General features: G+C 59.8%; 12 protein-coding genes. 5 read left to right on the plus strand and 7 right to left on the minus strand.

Translation table 11 applies throughout. The features are described 5' to 3' along the window. Nucleotides 1-53: 53 nt before the first annotated feature. The 3 genes from ACTQYB_RS03540 to ACTQYB_RS03550 all read right to left on the minus strand — a co-directional run bounded on the left by ACTQYB_RS03540 (nucleotide 54) and on the right by ACTQYB_RS03550 (nucleotide 6,233). Nucleotides 54-1,007, minus strand: a complete 954-nt coding sequence (locus tag ACTQYB_RS03540; RefSeq protein ID WP_152570363.1) for a hypothetical protein — start codon at nucleotides 1,005-1,007, stop codon at nucleotides 54-56. 1,065 nt (nucleotides 1,008-2,072) lie between these two features. Then, nucleotides 2,073-4,718 (minus strand): bifunctional lysylphosphatidylglycerol flippase/synthetase MprF, encoded by a 2,646-nt coding sequence (locus tag ACTQYB_RS03545; protein WP_441481897.1) that lies wholly within the window; start codon nucleotides 4,716-4,718, stop codon nucleotides 2,073-2,075. A gap of 132 nt (nucleotides 4,719-4,850) precedes the next feature. Then, on the minus strand, nucleotides 4,851-6,233 hold the full coding sequence (locus ACTQYB_RS03550) for an alpha/beta hydrolase (protein WP_441481898.1): 1,383 nt from the start codon (nucleotides 6,231-6,233) through the stop codon (nucleotides 4,851-4,853). Between the two features lie 316 nt (nucleotides 6,234-6,549). Here ACTQYB_RS03550 and ACTQYB_RS03555 point away from each other — a divergent pair, with 316 nt between their 5' ends. Next, nucleotides 6,550-8,676 carry an LTA synthase family protein gene (locus tag ACTQYB_RS03555; RefSeq protein WP_441481922.1) on the plus strand — a complete coding sequence of 709 codons (2,127 nt, stop codon included), beginning with the start codon at nucleotides 6,550-6,552 and terminating at the stop codon, nucleotides 8,674-8,676. A 102-nt stretch (nucleotides 8,677-8,778) separates the two neighbouring features. On the opposite strand, the gene purD is transcribed toward ACTQYB_RS03555, so the two are convergent. The 3 genes from purD to purF all read right to left on the minus strand — a co-directional run bounded on the left by purD (nucleotide 8,779) and on the right by purF (nucleotide 12,832). After that, the gene (gene purD / locus ACTQYB_RS03560) at nucleotides 8,779-10,053 is read right to left on the minus strand and encodes a phosphoribosylamine--glycine ligase (RefSeq protein WP_441481899.1); all 1,275 of its coding nucleotides are present in this window, start codon (nucleotides 10,051-10,053) and stop codon (nucleotides 8,779-8,781) included. A gap of 32 nt (nucleotides 10,054-10,085) precedes the next feature. Next, a complete protein-coding gene (gene purM, locus ACTQYB_RS03565; protein ID WP_441481900.1) occupies nucleotides 10,086-11,120 on the minus strand; it encodes a phosphoribosylformylglycinamidine cyclo-ligase in 1,035 nt (344 codons plus the stop codon). A gap of 182 nt (nucleotides 11,121-11,302) precedes the next feature. Beyond that, nucleotides 11,303-12,832 carry an amidophosphoribosyltransferase gene (gene purF, locus ACTQYB_RS03570; RefSeq protein ID WP_441481901.1) on the minus strand — a complete coding sequence of 510 codons (1,530 nt, stop codon included), beginning with the start codon at nucleotides 12,830-12,832 and terminating at the stop codon, nucleotides 11,303-11,305. 391 nt (nucleotides 12,833-13,223) lie between these two features. Here purF and galE point away from each other — a divergent pair, with 391 nt between their 5' ends. Then, on the plus strand, nucleotides 13,224-14,225 hold the full coding sequence (gene galE / locus ACTQYB_RS03575) for a UDP-glucose 4-epimerase GalE (RefSeq protein WP_439730947.1): 1,002 nt from the start codon (nucleotides 13,224-13,226) through the stop codon (nucleotides 14,223-14,225). 175 nt (nucleotides 14,226-14,400) lie between these two features. Here galE and ACTQYB_RS03580 read toward each other — a convergent pair whose 3' ends face one another. Beyond that, the gene (locus tag ACTQYB_RS03580) at nucleotides 14,401-14,883 is read right to left on the minus strand and encodes a hypothetical protein (protein ID WP_441481902.1); all 483 of its coding nucleotides are present in this window, start codon (nucleotides 14,881-14,883) and stop codon (nucleotides 14,401-14,403) included. 167 nt (nucleotides 14,884-15,050) lie between these two features. On the opposite strand from ACTQYB_RS03580, the gene ACTQYB_RS03585 reads away from it, so the two are divergent. The 3 genes from ACTQYB_RS03585 to ACTQYB_RS03595 all read left to right on the plus strand — a co-directional run bounded on the left by ACTQYB_RS03585 (nucleotide 15,051) and on the right by ACTQYB_RS03595 (nucleotide 16,318). Beyond that, complete coding sequence (locus tag ACTQYB_RS03585) at nucleotides 15,051-15,419, plus strand: hypothetical protein (protein WP_441481903.1); 369 nt, start codon at nucleotides 15,051-15,053, stop codon at nucleotides 15,417-15,419. Nucleotides 15,420-15,505: 86 nt separating this feature from the next. After that, complete coding sequence (locus ACTQYB_RS03590) at nucleotides 15,506-15,727, plus strand: hypothetical protein (protein WP_441481904.1); 222 nt, start codon at nucleotides 15,506-15,508, stop codon at nucleotides 15,725-15,727. 45 nt (nucleotides 15,728-15,772) lie between these two features. Next, entirely contained in the window at nucleotides 15,773-16,318 is a 546-nt protein-coding gene (locus ACTQYB_RS03595) for a hypothetical protein (protein WP_441481905.1), read from the plus strand. The last annotated feature ends 20 nt before the right edge of the window (nucleotides 16,319-16,338 follow it).

Consider the following 16,338-nt stretch of genomic DNA (forward strand, 5'->3'; position numbering starts at 1 on the left):
GGTGCCGTTCGGATTGTCTGATTGCTTGTGGTGTTTCCGGTATTGTTGGTCGGCTATTTGCCGGTCACGCGGAATGTGCCATTGGTTTCCGCTTTCACGGTCGCATAGTCTTTGTCGCCGTTGATGACGCTGTTGGCGCGTTCCATCGTTTCCTGCAGGACATCGTTGAGCTCAAGGATGCGCGCTTCGTTTTCCACCATCCAGCGGCCGGAGACATGATTCATGGCCTTGCGTACTGCAGGGATGATTCCGGCTTCATCCTGGCATCGGAAGTCCTGTGTCGCAAGCGCTTGTTCCTTCGCATTGGGTTTGCTGCCAATAGACCGGTATCTTCCGAATTCTTTTCCAGCGATTTTATAGGCGCGTAGCCCGTCGACCTTGTATCCCGCTTTGGCCATGCACTGGGTGTATGTGTCGATAGCGTCTTGGACTTCCTTCTGTTGCAGTGTTGACTCGCTGCGTTTGGAACTCCACTCATTGCCGATATCGGCGAGGTTTGCGTAGTTTTTCCACGATCCGTAGACCCACCGCAAAGCCTGGACGGAGCATGCGGTGCTGATTTCCTTCTGGGCATCGGTGTCGTCTATTGAACCGTTGTATTCCTGTTCGAATCGCTCCTGCTCTGATTTCGAGAGCGAGGCCTGGTATCCGTTGATAGTGTTCGTACTGTTGGTTTTGACTGTTACCTGCGGGTACCCGGTCGCTGTCGCCTGGTCGAGTGAGGTGAACACTCCGCCGACGTCGGCATAGGATGTCGTTGCTGCACTGCTGGTATACGACAGATTTGTGGGCATGTTGAACCCCCGTTCGCGCATGCATTGCACGGAAAGAATGTCTGATGCGGTGTAGGGCTCGGGGTGGGGGATCACGACACTCACTGTCGCTTCGGAGACATTCTCAGGGACATCGGCGTCCTGGGATTCTTTCTTCGATCCGCACCCGGCGCAGCTCATCATTGCCAATACTGCGGCTACTGCCACAACGCTACGTACAACCCTTCTCATCATGTCTCCTTGTATCATACGTTGAAGTGCAGCGCTCGAGCAGCTTGAGCGCTGCACTTCATGATGCGTAATTGTCGGAATCCGTATCAGCCAAAGCAAGTTGCGTGGTCTGCGGCATCGGTCTTGTCGAAGCAATAGCAAGAGTGGCTGATGTTGAGATTGTCTTGATAATTGTTGCTTTCATGATGAATACCTCCGAAAACATTAGATTGTTGTTGTTCGAGGGGATGATGCCGCGGAAGCGGGAATCACCATGACAGTCACTGAACCCCTGTGACTGTATGTGCATCGGTGTAGCTACATTCACAGGATAACACGCTGAGGGAAACCTGAGAAATCGGTATGTGAGTGTCATGTGAACACAAAGTAAATGCAAATGTACTTGTAGAGGAATTTCATGGAACGGCGTGTCTCTGGAGAGTCGATGTCAACTTCCGGCATGTCAAGGAATCCGGAATCTGAACCGATTCAAATCGGTAATGCTTTCGACAGATGTCGTACTTGCACGTTGCAAATCGGATGCATCAACACTCGTATCATGTGATGCCAAATCAATGTTGTCCATCTTGCTGTGGGTGCGATTGGGCTGTCGCATGCCGACGGGATAGCCGTGCCGATTGCGGGGGAGTCGGCGGTATCTCGCCGTGGTGTGATTGGTGAGTCGCACGGCGGCGGGATGGCGGTGACTGGGACTATCCAATCCCCTCGTATCTGTGCGGCATGCGATTGGGCAGTCGCACATCATGCAGATAGCGTCGTGCGGGGACAGCCAAACCTCGCGAATCTCCATTGAGTGTGATTAATCAATCGCACGACAGCCAGATACCGCCGGCGTTAGTCCGTCGACCGCTCTTCCGGCTTCGGTGGAAGCAGATCTCAAACCTTCTACCGACGCTGACAAGCCACTGAGTGTCGGCAGAAGGTTGTGACGACGCTCACAAGCGCCCCAACATCGGCAGAAGATTCTACCGATGCTGACAAGCCATTCAGTGTCGGCAGAAACAGAACGATATCTTCTGCCGACGCTGACGGGGACCTCAGCGTCGGCAGAAGCGGAAATTCCAAATCTCACTGGTGCCCATGTCCCTTGGCTTTCGGCGCGGGACGCAGCGACTTGAGCATATCCGGGATCTGCGAGGGCTTGAGTCCCGGCAAATACGCGGATAGTACGGCAAGCCCGATGCGCGGCAGCGCGGCCGCATCCGGATAGCACACGTAGATCGGCGAAGGCGTCGGCTGGAACTTGCGCTTGAAGAAATACAAGGACTTGAACCCGTACGCAGGTTCAAGCGTATCGGCCACAATCTGCAGCACATGCTCGATTACCGCGATATCCTCAGGATCGGCAGTATTGTCGCCGATACCGGCAAGCGGAGCGGCCGACAGGCTCATGAACTGCGGCGCCTGATCAGGCTCCTCGACGCACTGCTCATGCAAGCGCTCGGCCATACGGGCGATGAGAAACTCCATAATCCCGTTCGGGCTGTCCGTGCGGTGCCGCATGAAATCAAGCGTCCAACCGATGACTTTGCCGTCGCGGTAGGTCGGCAGCCAGCTGGTCGCGCCCTGCACCACGCCGTCGGCGTCGATCGCATACAGCAGCATGACCCGCGGATCGCGCAGCTCCTCGATACCGCCGAGCGTGAACTTCATTTCCGGCAGCGACTTGAGTTCAGCCCACTGCTCGGAAATGCCGATAATCTGCTCGCGCACCTCCCACGGCGCCTCGTTGAACGTGGTGAGTACGTCAGTCAAGCCGCTGCGACGCGCCTTGTTGATGGCCGTGCGTATATCCTGCCACTTCTTGCCGCGTGTCTGCCAGGTGCTGGGGATGACCAGCATCTCCGTACCCACCTGGATGGACGAGCAGCCCAACGATTCCAAGGTTTCGCGAGCGTTGTCATGCACCGCGTAGAAGGCCGGGGACCACGAGTTACGCTCGCAGAAGCGCATGAACTCGCGCAGCGATGTATCGAATTCACCAGGGTCGCCGAACGGGCCGGTCACGGTCAGCGCCACACCATGGCTTACACGGTAGGCGATCGCCGAACGGCCGCTCGGGGAGAACCAATAATGATTGTCCTCCCATGTGGTCATGAAACTCATCGATTCGCCGCCGCGTTCCACCAGTGTGCTGGCGCGCTCGCGGTCTGCAGCGTTCAACGCCACGGAGTCGCGGAACCATAGCAGGAACACCACGAGCACCACAATCCAGAACACCAGTCCGGGCAGCTGATTGATCACCATCGATATCATCGTGGTCGAATGCATGTGCAACCGGCTCGCCCCAATCAAGCCCATCGGCAGATACCGGTGCGGCAGGTCACGCAGCAGCATGCCGAAAGTGGCATGCGGAGTGTACGCATCGCGGTCGAGCATGCCAAAGGTCAGGAATCCGCCAGCGGTGACCACAAGCGTCATGCCGATGGTTCCCACACCCCGACGGATGCGTGAACGCGCGGTCAACACCGAGAAATGATCCATATTCACGACAATCGCCACGAGCAACACCAGCGACGGCAGCGCGGTGGCGACCAACAGTTGCAGCAGGGCGATCCACAGCTCGGCGTCAATCGGCATCATGGTGCTGTCGAGCAGCGGGAACACCACGCAATAGATGAGCGAGAGGGCTACGGTCAGACCGTTGAGCACGATGCTCACGTGCGCGGCGAGCCGGCGGCCGCGATACAGGCCCCACGCGAGGATGGACAAGGCGACCACCAACAGGATGGTACGAGTCCATATGCCGGTCATTGCGAAATGGTAATGCTTCGCCATCGCCACGCAGCTGCTCGCACGCATATTGTCGGCGCATACGCCGGCAAGATCCTCGTCGCCGACGAGCCCGGACAGGAAGAATCCGAAGGTGGACAGCGGACCGTCATGCGAGCTGGACACGAGGGCGAGGATCGGACCGAACGCGAAAATCAGCTGGATGGCGGCGATCAGCCGGCGTACCTCATAATCAGTGCCATGCCACCATTGCTCGCGTGCCGAAGGCTGGGCGTGGCCCCGACGGCGGGCCATAAGCGCTCCTGCGGCCTGCCCGACCAGTGCGGCGGCAAGCGTACAGTAATCGCCCGGATTGCCGCTGAACAGCAGTCCTGCAAGCACGAAGGCGTAGCCGATCAGGCGGATGCGTCGCTTCCACAGCAGTGATTCGAACGCGCTGGCAGCCATGAGAGCGCCAATGAACAGGGTCAGCGGGGACAGCGAGAACGGCAGACGTTGCACGGCATACCATGATTCGGCATCCCACAGGTTCGTGATGATGACGCATAATCCGAGTCCCAACGCCGATCCGGCGATTGCCCCCAGCAGCGATGTGGCCAGCGTTCGGGCGACACCGAGCGCTGCTTGCGCCGCCGAGACGATCAGCAGAACCGCGAACGTATAGAGCACGAGTGCGAACGGTCCCCGCACAAGCACCATGGACGACAACAGGTTGAGGAATTGCCCGGTGGTATCGTGTTGCCCCTGGTGCAGATGGTTGCCGAACATGCGCAGCATGGTCATGTCTTGCGGACGGCGGATGGCATGGTGAGCGAACTGCCAGACCCATACCGAAATATTGAGCACGACGAGCGCGATGGCCGCGACCGGTCCAGCCCAATGGCTCGCCCACCAGTCGCGGGCGTCGATGTTGAGTGCGTTCCAGCCGGTTTGATGCGGTGCCGGCTTGGTTTGTGGTGTGTGTTGCTGTGCTTGGGTCATAGTGGTCGCTTGTCTTGGGTTGTTAGTTCTTGGGTTGTTAGTTCTTGGATTATTTCCGATTGGGTTGTTCCATGCTGATTGGTATCAGCTGCCGATGGTTCGTGGGTTTGTTCGCGGCGTCCGCCGCCGCGCTCAGCCATCCACCGTGAGCATCTGAAGATTCGGGTAGGTGCTCAGCTCGCGTCGGTCTGTACCGATGCCGCTTTGTGCGCAGAACCGGTCGATGACCGCGGCAAGCCCGGTATTCACCGTATGCCAGTCATGCCCCGACCCTTTCGCCGTAGCCAGATGGACGGTCATGCCGGCGCGTTTCGCCGCTTTGGCGATAATCGCCGCATTGCGCTGCGATTTCGTGTCCCATTCGCCGGCGATGCTGAATAGGGTTTGCATCGACGGGGCATTGCGTTTGATGATTTCGGTCGGCACATGCCTCTGGTACAGCTTCGCGTCACCGTTGAAATACCGCGTGATGGTGGCCTCGCGGTCGTGGTAGGTCGGGGCGAGCTCGCCGTCCGCTGCGTAGATATGCCCGTAGAGTTCTGGATGCGCCGGCCCGAGCTGGGTGCTGCACGTTCCGCCCTGCGAGAACCCACCGATCAGCCAGTCGTTCGGGGATGTCGAAACCGGCAAGGTCCTGCGGATCCACTTGGTCACATCCACGGTCAGGTAGGTTTCGGCCTTGCCGTAGACTGGAGTGTCCGCACACAGGGAGTTCTGTGTTGCGGCGCCGTTCTGATCGGGGGAGACGACGATCGGCGCCAGTCCATGATGCTTCGCCGCGTAGTCGTTGAGCGTCGTCGCGATGCCGCTTGCATTGAAGAAGCGGTCGGGGCTTCCCGGCTGACCGGCGAGCATCACCATCACAGGCAGTGCCGGCGGTTTGCGGCTCAGCGCGGCTGGCGGCAGGTAGACGTCCGCGTTGCGCGCCTTGAAATGCGAGGCGGTCGCCGGAATATCGACGGTCCTGATTTCGCCCGCCTCAGGCATCGACGGCAACGTGCCTCGCTTGGCGAGCCGCTGCCATTCCTTGACGCTCATCGACGCCTTGCCACTGATATGGGAGGACGACACCTCCTTGAACGCGGCCACGCCGAACAGCGAACCGAGCGTGGTGTACTCGCCGTACACCATGTCTACGCGCACAGCGCAACTGATGAGGGACAGCACCGCCATCACGCAGGCAGTCGCGCGTCTCAATCCACGGGAGCCCACAGCCGCACATACGGCGAATGTGGCCGCGCCGATACCGATGTCGATGATGAGCATCACCATCCATCCAAGGCTCACGCCAAAAACAAGAAAGACATCGGACAACAGCCAGACGACCAGTCCGCTGACACAGAATCCTGCCAAGCCGGCAATGAGTTCACACAGCCGTGCCGGCAGCCGTCGTCGTGACGTTCCATGGTGCGCTGGAGGCAGGATGACGACCAACAGGGCGCTTAGCGCCGTCAATGCGAAGAGGGTAGAAGGAAACCAGCCGTTGAGCAGATGAATATTGATGAGTGATTTCACCGCAACTGCTTCCTTTCCGGGGTTGGTTTGGCTGGAACACCGCTACGATAATAACGCTTCCTGCAAAGTGCAATCATTCGTGAGGATGACCCCCGGGACGGCTCGTTGAAGCCTGTACAAAAGCTGGTAGGGCGCGCGTTTTGTCGCTTCTACCGTGGACAATGTCCTAAGTTGGTCCAACGGGACCGTCGTTTGCATCCAGACGGCACCCCGACGCGCACGACGCATCCGGGGCGAGATAAGGAAAGGCCACATGACTCGTACCAACGATGACCATGATTTCGCCACAAGCACAACACCACACGATACGACCGGTATGACGGGCGGTGACACGGACAACACCGCGGCAACACCGGATACGCCACCGATCGAAGAACTCAAGATCGCGACCACCAGCCACGACAACCTGCTCAATGGCGGCCCACGCGACAAGAACGGAAAAACGCGCAAGGCCTTCGCGAACTGGCTATACGCCGTGGTGTTCATCGTGGTCGATATGGCCGCGGTGCTCATCATGCAGACGGGCGTCACGGAAAACAGCACACGCGTAAAGCTCTCCAGCCCGCTCTTAGGCGCGTGGAGCATCGTCGGCAAGATGTTCACGAACCTGAACTTCGTCTTCGTACTCAATCTCATCCTGGTCGGCCTGTTCTACCTTGCGCTGCTCATGCTCACCAACCGGATCTGGGTCGCATCGCCGATCGTGCTCGCGCTCGCCTCGGTCATCGCCGTGGCGGACCATTTCAAGGTCGAATCACGGTATGAAGCGATTCTGCCGTCTGACATGAACTTCCTGCAGTCGAATACAGGCGATATCGTCAGCTTCATTCCCACCGGATCGACAGGCCTGATTGCCGGCGTCGTCATCGGCATCGTCGTGTTCATTGCGCTGTTCGTGTTCCTCAGCCATATCGACGGGCGCCACGGCAGCATGATCCGAGGCGGCGGCTCGGCGCGTGAAGCCTCCCTCGGGGCGATTACCCGCATCCTGCTCATCGTGCTGCCGGTGATGTTCTTGGGGCTGTACACCGCCCAGGCCGGCACCGTGGGCTCGTGGGCTCGCAACTTCTCTTCATGGCTCGGTGACACCCCATCCATGTGGGATTCGGTCTATGATGCGCAGCGTAATGGCGTCGTAACCTCGTTCCTGCGCCAGATGAACCCGGACGTCATGGAAGAGCCAAAGAACTACAACGAAGCGACGATGAAGAAGATCGCGGCGAAATACGCCGCCGAGGCGAAAACCATCAACGTAAGCCGTTCCAACAATCTCACCGACAGCACAGTCGTGTACATCCTGTCGGAATCCTTCTCCGACCCTTCGCGCGTCCCCGGCATCAAACTCAACGAGGACACCATGCCGAACATTCGTTCAATCAAACGACACACCACCAGCGGACAGATGCTGTCCAGCGGCTATGGCGGCGGTACGGCGAACCTTGAATACATGGGACTCACCGGTTTGAGCATGGCGAACTTCAGTTCCTCGCTGACCAGCCCGTACCAACAGCTGGTGCCCAGTGAAAAGTGGACGCCGACCATCAACCAGCTGTGGGGGTCGTCGGCGAACTCCATCGCCTTCCACCCCTATGAGCCGTCCATGTATTCGCGTGCGACGAACTACAAGAAGTTCGGCTTCTCGCATTTCTATGCGCTTGAAGGCTCCGACATCATCAAATACCAGAACAAGATCGGCAAATCGCCGTATGTGAGCGACAAATCGACCTACAAGAGTGCGTATGAGGCGATTTCCGCGACGGACAGCAACCAGTTCGTGCAGATCATCACCATGCAGAACCACATGCCGTACAAGAACTGGTATTCCAACAACCAGTACAAGGTGAAATCGACCGATCCCGATAGCCGGCTCGGCAAGACGGAGACCGAATCCATCGAAACCTACGCCAAGGGCGTGAGCCTGACCGACAAGGCGACCAAGGAGTTCCTCGACAAGCTGAACAAGCTGGACAAGCCGGTCACCGTGGTCTTCTACGGCGATCACCTGCCCGGTATCTATTCGACTGCGAGCAAGGATTCCGATAATTCCATCGCGTTGCACGAGACCGACTATTTCATCTGGTCGAACAAGGCCTCGGGCACGCAAGGAACCAAGGTGAGCAACAGTGAGTATTCCTCGCCGAACTTCTTCATTGCGCAGACCGCAGAACACATGGATGCGAAGGTGTCGCCGTATATCGCGTTCCTGACGCTCATGCATGAGAAGATCGCGGCGATGGAACCGCCGGTGGCCAACAAGATCCAAGGCTGGGACCGCATCCCCGAAGGCCAGGATATCTACTTGGATTCGAAGGGTAACCCGATGGCCGAATCCGATTTCAGCAGCGAGACCAAGCAGCTGTTGGAGGACTACAAGCTGATCCAGTACGATATCACCGCCGGCAAGGGATATCTCAAGCCCCTCGGCTTCATGACCCTCGGATGATCAGCAGGTAATCCGTAGACCACGATGAAGGCCCTCGCACCGGAACATTCCGGTGCGAGGGCCTTCATCGTGGTCCGCGTGACAGGTTGCGCGTTCAGCTGTTCAGGCGTTCAGGGCCTTGGCTCCGATATCGTGGCGGTAGAACATGCCGGTGGTGTCAAGCGTGTCGAGCACACCGTAGATCTTGTCCTGCGCGGCACGGATATCGTCTGCCGTGGTCTCCAGCAGCAGGACGCGCCCGGAGTTGGCGACCAGCTTGCCGTCGGCGTCCGTGGCGACACCCGCGTAATACACGTGGCTGGATTCATCGACCGGGATTTCGGGGATTGCCGCGCCCTTGATCACGTTGGTCGGGTAGCCGTTCGAGGCGAGCACCACACCGAGCGTCGTCTTGTTGTCATCCTCCCAAGTGAAGGTCGGGGTCTTGTTGTTGAGAATCGCGTTGATGCCTTCGCCGAAGTCGGAGGTCAGGCGGGGGAGCACCACTTCGGTTTCCGGGTCGCCGAATCGCGCGTTGAATTCGATGACTTTCGGGCCGTCCGCGGTAGCGATCAGTCCGGCGTACAGAATACCGGTGAATGGCGTACCCTCATCGGCCATCGCTTGAACCGTCGGGCGAACAATCGTCTCGATCGCCGTGTCGACCACGTCCTGGCTGATTTGAGGTACAGGGCTGTACGCGCCCATGCCGCCCGTGTTCGGCCCCTTGTCGCCGTCGAAGGCGCGCTTGTGGTCCTGCGAAATCGGCATTGGCCAGAACTCGGTGCCGTTCACGAAGCTCATCAGTGAGAATTCCTGGCCTTCGAGGTAATCCTCGATAACCACCTTCGCCCCTGCAGCGCCGAAACGGTGATCTACGAAGATATCCTCCAGCGCTTTGAGGGCGGTGTCCAGATCCATGGCGACCGTCACGCCCTTGCCTGCGGCGAGCCCGTCGGCCTTGACCACGATCGGGGCGCCGTGGTCGCGCACATACGCTTCGGCCGTGGCGAGCTCGTCAAAGGTGCGGTATTTCGCGGTCGGGATGCCATGACGCTCCATGAGCTGCTTGGCGAAATCCTTGGATCCTTCGATTTGGGCGGCCGCCTTGTTTGGACCGAACGCCTTGATACCGTTCGCCTCGAAATCGTCGACAATGCCTTGGATCAGCGGCACTTCCGGACCGACGAACACCCAATCGACCTGATTGTCCTTGACGAAGTCGATGAGGGCGGCGTGATTGGACGGGTCAAGCTGCGTGGTATTGATGCCGTCGAGCCGCATGCCCGGATTTCCCGGGGCGACCGTCACTTCGCTCACGCTTGGACCGCTGAGCAGCGCGTGCGCGATTGCATGTTCGCGTGCGCCTGAACCGATGACCAGAACCTTCATTCCCATCTTGCGCGTTCCTTTCGTTCTGACGCTGGTTTTCAGTGAAGTTCGACGTCGTTGCCGGTCTTGGCGACGATGGAGCCGATCTCATACGCCGTCTCACCATTGGCCTTGAGCAGGTCGAGCGTGACCTGCGCCTTGGAGGAGTCCACGGCGAGCACCATGCCGATGCCCATGTTGAAGATGTTGAACATCTCCATATGATCCACGTCGCCCGCACGTTCGATGACGTCGAAGATCGGCGGGACGGGGAAGGAATCCAGATTGATGCTCGCCGCGAGGCCGTCGGGGATCATGCGCGGAATGTTCTCGATGAACCCGCCGCCGGTGATGTGGGCGACGCCCTTGATGAGATGCTCGGCGAACAGCGGCTTGAGCGCCTTGACATAGATCTTGGTCGGGGTGAGCAGCACTTCGCCCACGGTTTTGCCGCCGAGCTCGTCGAGCGTGGTGCCCACCGTGTAGCCGGCCTGCTCGAACAGAGCCTTGCGCACGAGCGAGAACCCGTTGGAGTGCACGCCGGTGGACGGCAAACCAATCAGCGTGTCGCCTTCGGTGATGGTCGACCCGTCGACGATATCGGACTTTTCTGCGACACCGACGGCGAAACCGGCAAGATCATACTCGTCCGGGTCATACATGCCGGGCATTTCGGCGGTTTCGCCGCCGATGAGGGCGCATTCGGACTGTACGCAACCGTCGGCCACGCCGGAGACGACCTGTTCGAGCAGCGCCGGGTCGTTCTTGCCGCACGCGATGTAGTCGAGGAAGAACAGCGGTTCGGCGCCTTGGGCTGCAATGTCGTTGACACACATGGCCACGCAGTCGATGCCGATCTTATCGTGCTTGTTCGCCATCTTGGCGACCATGAGCTTGGTGCCCACGCCGTCGGTGCCGGAAATCAGCACCGGTTCGCGGTAGCCGAGGGAGGCGAGATCAAACAGGCCACCGAAGCCTCCGATGCCGCCGACCACGCCGGGACGGTTCGTGCGGGCCACGTGCGATTTGATGCGCTTGACTACCTCGTAGCCGGCTTCGACACTGACTCCTGCCTTCTCATACGCTTCTGGCATGACTTACCTTTCTTGGATTTGCTTGTATTCGTATCGATTGTTTTGTGAGGTATTGGCTTTATTGACTTTATGGGTTTTATAGGCTGTTAGGTTGGGACTGCACGCCGCGTGTGGGCGGGTGGTGCAGTCGGCGCGGGCATGAGTATGCCGCTGCATCTGCGAAAGATTGCAGCGGCATCATGTCAGGCTTTCGCCACTTGCGCTTGGAGCGTGTCGATATCCGCGCTGAACTCGTTGCCCTGATAGTGGCTCTTGTCGTGCGCGAACTTGGCGATTCTCACGCGGTCCTCGGGGGTCAGCGACTTGAGGAACGGCTCCTCGTAATCGTCGAGCGCGGTCGGATAGTCGCCGTTGAAGTAGGCGACACACAACCCGCCATACGGGGCGTCTGCGTGCAGGCCAATGGCCTCAACCAGACCATCCAACGACAGGAATGCCAACGAATCGGCGCCGATATACTCTCGGATTTCCTCGACGGATTTCTTCGCGGCAATCAGCTCCTTGGTCGTCTGGATGTCGATGCCGTAGAAGCACGGGTATTTCAGCGGTGGTGAGGAGATGCGCATATGCACTTCGCGGGCACCGGCTTCGCGCAGCAGCTGCACGATGCGACGTGACGTGGTGCCGCGGACGATGGAATCGTCGATCACCGCGACGCTCTTGCCCTTGACGACGCCGCGTACGGCGGACAGCTTCATGCGAACGCCCTGTTCGCGCAGTTCCTGCGTAGGCTGAATGAAGGTTCGCGCCACGTACTGGTTCTTGATCAGCCCCATCTCGTTGGGCAGGCCGCTGGTCTCGGAGAAGCCAGATGCCGCGGACAGCGAGGAGTTCGGCACGGCGATGACCATGTCGGCGGGGGCGGGGGATTCCTTGGCGAGGATCGCGCCCATACGCTTGCGGGCAGAATGTACATTGACGCCGTAAATGTTGGAATCCGGGCGCGCGAAGTAGATGTACTCCATGGAGCAGATGGCCAGCTGCGTATTGGTCGTGTAGCGGTCCATGTGATAGCCATCATCGTCCACAACGATGATTTCACCCGGGCCGATGTCGCGCACGAACTCCGCACCGACAATATCCAGCGCGCAGGTTTCGGACGCCAGCACATACGCGCCGTTCTTCATGCGTCCCAGTGACAGCGGACGGAAGCCGTTCGGGTCGAGCGCGCCGATCATCGCATGCTCGGTCATGAGCAGGTAGGCGAAACCGCCGTGCACCTTGTTGAGCGCTTCCTTGAGCTTGTCCATGAACGTGGGGGCGTTCGAACGGCGGATGAGGTGCATCAGCACCTCGGTGTCGGAATTGGAGTGGAAGATTGCGCCTTCGTCCTCCAGTTTGCGGCGCAGGCTCACGCAATTGGTGAGGTTGCCGTTGTGGCCGAGCGCGACGTCGCCATCATGGAAGCGGAACAGGAACGGCTGGATGTTGTCCACCGATCCGGAGCCGGATGTCGCGTAACGCACGTGGCCGATGGCCTTGTCTCCTTTGAGTCGTTCGATTTCGTGCTCGTCGGAGAACACCTGGGTGAGCAGGCCGAGCCCGCGATGCCCGATCAGATGGCCGTCGTCGTTCGAGACGATGCCGGCGCCTTCCTGGCCGCGGTGTTGCAACGCGTGCAGACCGAAATAGGTGAGGCGGGCGGCGTCCGGGTGACCCCAGACACCGAAAATACCGCACTCTTCGTGGATGTCTTCGAGTTCAGCTGACAAGCCAAAGCTCCTTCCAAAACCGTGGAAACGGGGGATTCGCTAGTAACCAACATATCAACCGCCGGCTACATCGCGGCGTCAGGGTCGTCGCGTATTCAGCGGCGGGGTTGGGGCGGCTCGCTGCGGGAGATGGCTGGTATCTGCCTGCCATGCGACGGAACAGTCGCACGATGGTGGCGATGTGCCCATGACACCGCCGTCGCCGCTACCTATCGGCCCGCTGTGCGACTCGCGTGTCGCACAGCGCCGGGATGTTGACATCGCCCGTGTGCGATACCGCCCGGATTGCAACATCGGCCGTGTGCGCCGCCCCGGAGTAGGGCTTACGGCGTACACTGGTGGTTGGTTGCCCGCATACGCGGGTTGCGTAAATGATGTACAAGGAGCAACTATGGCAGTATTGGTCCTCGGCGGAGCCGGCTATATCGGCTCTCATATGGTCGACCGTCTGATCAACACCACGGATGAGAAGGTCGTGGTCGTTGACAGCCTGGTCACTGGCCATCGTGCAGCCGTCAATCCGGCGGCGAAGTTCTATCAGGGCGACATCGCCGATCAGGATTTCATGCGTACCGTGTTCAAGGAAAATCCGGATGTCGACGCGGTCATCCATTTCGCCGCGTACTCTCTGGTCGCGGAGTCGATGAAGAAGCCACTCAAGTATTTCGACAACAACACCGCAGGCATGGTCAAGCTGCTTGAGGTAATGAACGAAGTGGGCGTCAAGAACATCGTCTTCTCCTCGACCGCAGCCACCTATGGCATCCCTGAGAAGATGCCGATTCGCGAGACCGATCCGCAGAAGCCGATCAACCCGTATGGCGAGAGCAAACTCATGATGGAGAAGATCATGCACTGGTCCGACCTCGCCTATGGCATCAAGTTCGTTGCGCTGCGTTACTTCAACGTCGCCGGCGCCAAGCCCGACGGCTCGATCGGCGAAGACCACAACCCGGAGACGCATCTGCTGCCGATTGTGCTGCAGGTGGCTCAGGGCAAGCGCGACGTGCTCAAGATCTTCGGCAATGATTACAACACGCCTGACGGCACTAACGTGCGTGATTACGTGCATCCGTACGATCTTGCGGACGCGCACATCCTCGCGGTCAAGTACCTGCGTGAAGGCAACGAATCCACGGCGTTCAACCTCGGTTCGTCCACCGGCTTCTCGAACCTGCAGATTCTTGAGGCCGCCCGCAGGGTGACCGGCAAGGAAATCCCCGCCGAGATGGCCCCGCGTCGCCCCGGCGACCCGGACACGCTGATCGCTGCCTCCGACAAGGCCCGCAACGTGCTCGGCTGGAAGCCGCAGTTCGACAACATCGATAAGATCATCGCCTCCGCATGGGCTTGGCATTCGAGCCATCCGGAAGGCTACGGCGACCGCAAGTAATGCGGAGGCCGGTATCGCACGGTCGCTGATACCGTGTGGCCGCGTTGCCATGGTTACCATGTGAGATGACGCGCAAGACGATGAGGGGCGCCACGCTGCATATGCGTGGCGCCCCTCATCGTTGTTGTGGCTGGCAGCTGCCGTGATTGCCGGCATCTCCGGCATACCTTATGGGTCAGCTTTCGTTCAGTATCTGGCTGAACGAGAAACCGGTGGCCGCGATGATGATGATTGTGATGATGGCGGCCGCGACACCGATGATGATTTGCGCGAGCGCCCAGTTGCGACGGTCCTGGTGCTGCTCGCCGCCCATGCCGGCAGCCCAGCAGATCAGCAGGATGAACCCGACGATGGGGATGGCAGACAGGATCAGCGTCACAATCCACCCGCCGAGATCGGTAGTGCCGCTCGACTGTACGGGTGCCGGCTGGTACTGCGGGTGTCCCTGGTATGCCGGCGCGTACGGTTGCGGGGCCGGGCAGGGAGTTTGCGTGGTGTATGGGGCCTGATTCGTGTACTGGCCTTGGCTTGCGTTGGCTGTCTGGCCGGGCAGCGGCGGCATATCGGGTGCCGGCTGGCTCGCGTACGCGGACTGGCCTTGATAGGCCGACTGGTTCGGGTATGGTGGCAGGCCGGGGTTCGGCTGGTTGGTGGACATGCGACGCTCCTTGTAATGAGACATGTGCGGGCGGATTTCGTCGCGTCCGCGTGTTCAGGGCGCGGCGACCCGTTATCGTTGTTCATGATAATCGCCCTGTCGGATGGCTGATGCTCAATGCGTTTCCATGGAGGGAAAGGCTCGAAGTCGAGCGTCGATGGAATTGTATGCCGCAGGGCTGCAAGAGCTGGATGGAGCATGGTATGGGACCGTGGCAGCAGGATGCGTCCCCGCACGGGCGAGACGATGGCATGGAAGACCCCCGGCAGCGTGAGATTCGTCGTCGCAACGAACGGCATGCAAGGAGGCTCGCCGTCCAACGCTGGTGCATTGCGTTCCTGTATGTGCTTGACATGGTTGTAGCGGTCACAGCAGTCGTTGCGTTTGCCGAAGGAGCGATAAGCCAGAGCGGTCTGGCACGATCGCTGTTGCATGCCAACGGGTTCGCGATACTCATCGACTGGGCGCATTTGCGTGATGAGCGCCGTGCGGAACGCGGCAGGAAGGTGCTCCGCTACGCGGTAGCCGCGTCTTGATGCGAGTCCACCGACCGGTCGGTGACGTGGATCTGCCCATGGTGTCAAGGTGACAATACGGTACCCCTGGTCAAGGAGGGCGAGCCGTGGCCGCTGCTACAACGCTGCTGTGTATGCTGCAATCGTCGTCCCCGATGCCCGCCGCTGCTGAAATTCCGGGGGCTTCCGGCGCTCCGCCAGCAGGTCGTCCCGATGTCGACGATTTGTCAATGTCCGGTGTCGGTACCGTACCGGACCACGTGGTATCTGCGCTTTCCGGTGATGATGCCCATACGCACGCCCGCACGCCGGAACGCCGTGCGATCTAGCCGGCGGTCATCGCGCTGGCGTGCTGTACGCCGCTGCTGCTGGGGGTGGCCGTTGCGGCACAGTTCGCTGACAATATGCTCGTGCACTATCTGGGATGGCTGGTATTCGTCGACGGCATCGGCATTCCGGCGGCGATGCTGGCGGTAGTGACGTTGGTCAGGCAGCACAAGGATTCGCGGTATCACAGTGCGGCGGCTTCGGCCATGACCCGTGCGATGGTGGTGCTGGTGATCGCACTCGTGGCCGTGGGACTTGCTTCACGCGATGTCCCGCCGCTGCTCGCCCGGCATGAGGTGCAGTTCGTGCCCACCCGGCTGACCAGTGGACAGCACGGCTTGTTCTCGTCGCGTGACTATGAGGTGAAAGGCTATGATCCGGTCACCGGCGCCGGTGTGGTGTTGCGCATTTCCCAAGGTCAGTTCGCTGCCTGTCATGCCGCGATTCCGTCGTCCAGCGACGCTGGCTCGTGGTATGCCACTGCGCACGATCTGCTGCATGCCGGCGTGGCGTTGGATCTGACCTGCTCGGTCCAGAAGAACGAGGGATGGAAAGCGAAGTGGCGTATGGCGGTATCGCACAGACGCGCGTGATCATCCAAGAGAAGGGCCGA

Source organism: Bifidobacterium sp. LCP19S3_E9 (genome assembly GCF_052121135.1).
In the GTDB taxonomy this organism is placed as follows: Bacteria; Actinomycetota; Actinomycetes; order Actinomycetales; family Bifidobacteriaceae; genus Bifidobacterium; species Bifidobacterium thermacidophilum.

Bases quoted from the DNA above. Each gene is read 5' to 3' on its own strand.
- purM (WP_441481900.1), bottom strand. From the start codon at position 11,120: ATGCCAGAAGCGTATGAGAAGGCAGGAGTCAGTGTCGAAGCCGGCTAC.
- ACTQYB_RS03585 (WP_441481903.1), top strand. From the start codon at position 15,051: ATGCCGCAGGGCTGCAAGAGCTGGATGGAGCATGGTATGGGACCGTGG.
- ACTQYB_RS03580 (WP_441481902.1), bottom strand. From the start codon at position 14,883: ATGTCCACCAACCAGCCGAACCCCGGCCTGCCACCATACCCGAACCAG.
- galE (WP_439730947.1), top strand. From the start codon at position 13,224: ATGGCAGTATTGGTCCTCGGCGGAGCCGGCTATATCGGCTCTCATATG.
- purD (WP_441481899.1), bottom strand. From the start codon at position 10,053: ATGGGAATGAAGGTTCTGGTCATCGGTTCAGGCGCACGCGAACATGCA.
- ACTQYB_RS03540 (WP_152570363.1), bottom strand. From the start codon at position 1,007: ATGATGAGAAGGGTTGTACGTAGCGTTGTGGCAGTAGCCGCAGTATTG.
- ACTQYB_RS03555 (WP_441481922.1), top strand. From the start codon at position 6,550: ATGACGGGCGGTGACACGGACAACACCGCGGCAACACCGGATACGCCA.
- ACTQYB_RS03545 (WP_441481897.1), bottom strand. From the start codon at position 4,718: ATGACCCAAGCACAGCAACACACACCACAAACCAAGCCGGCACCGCAT.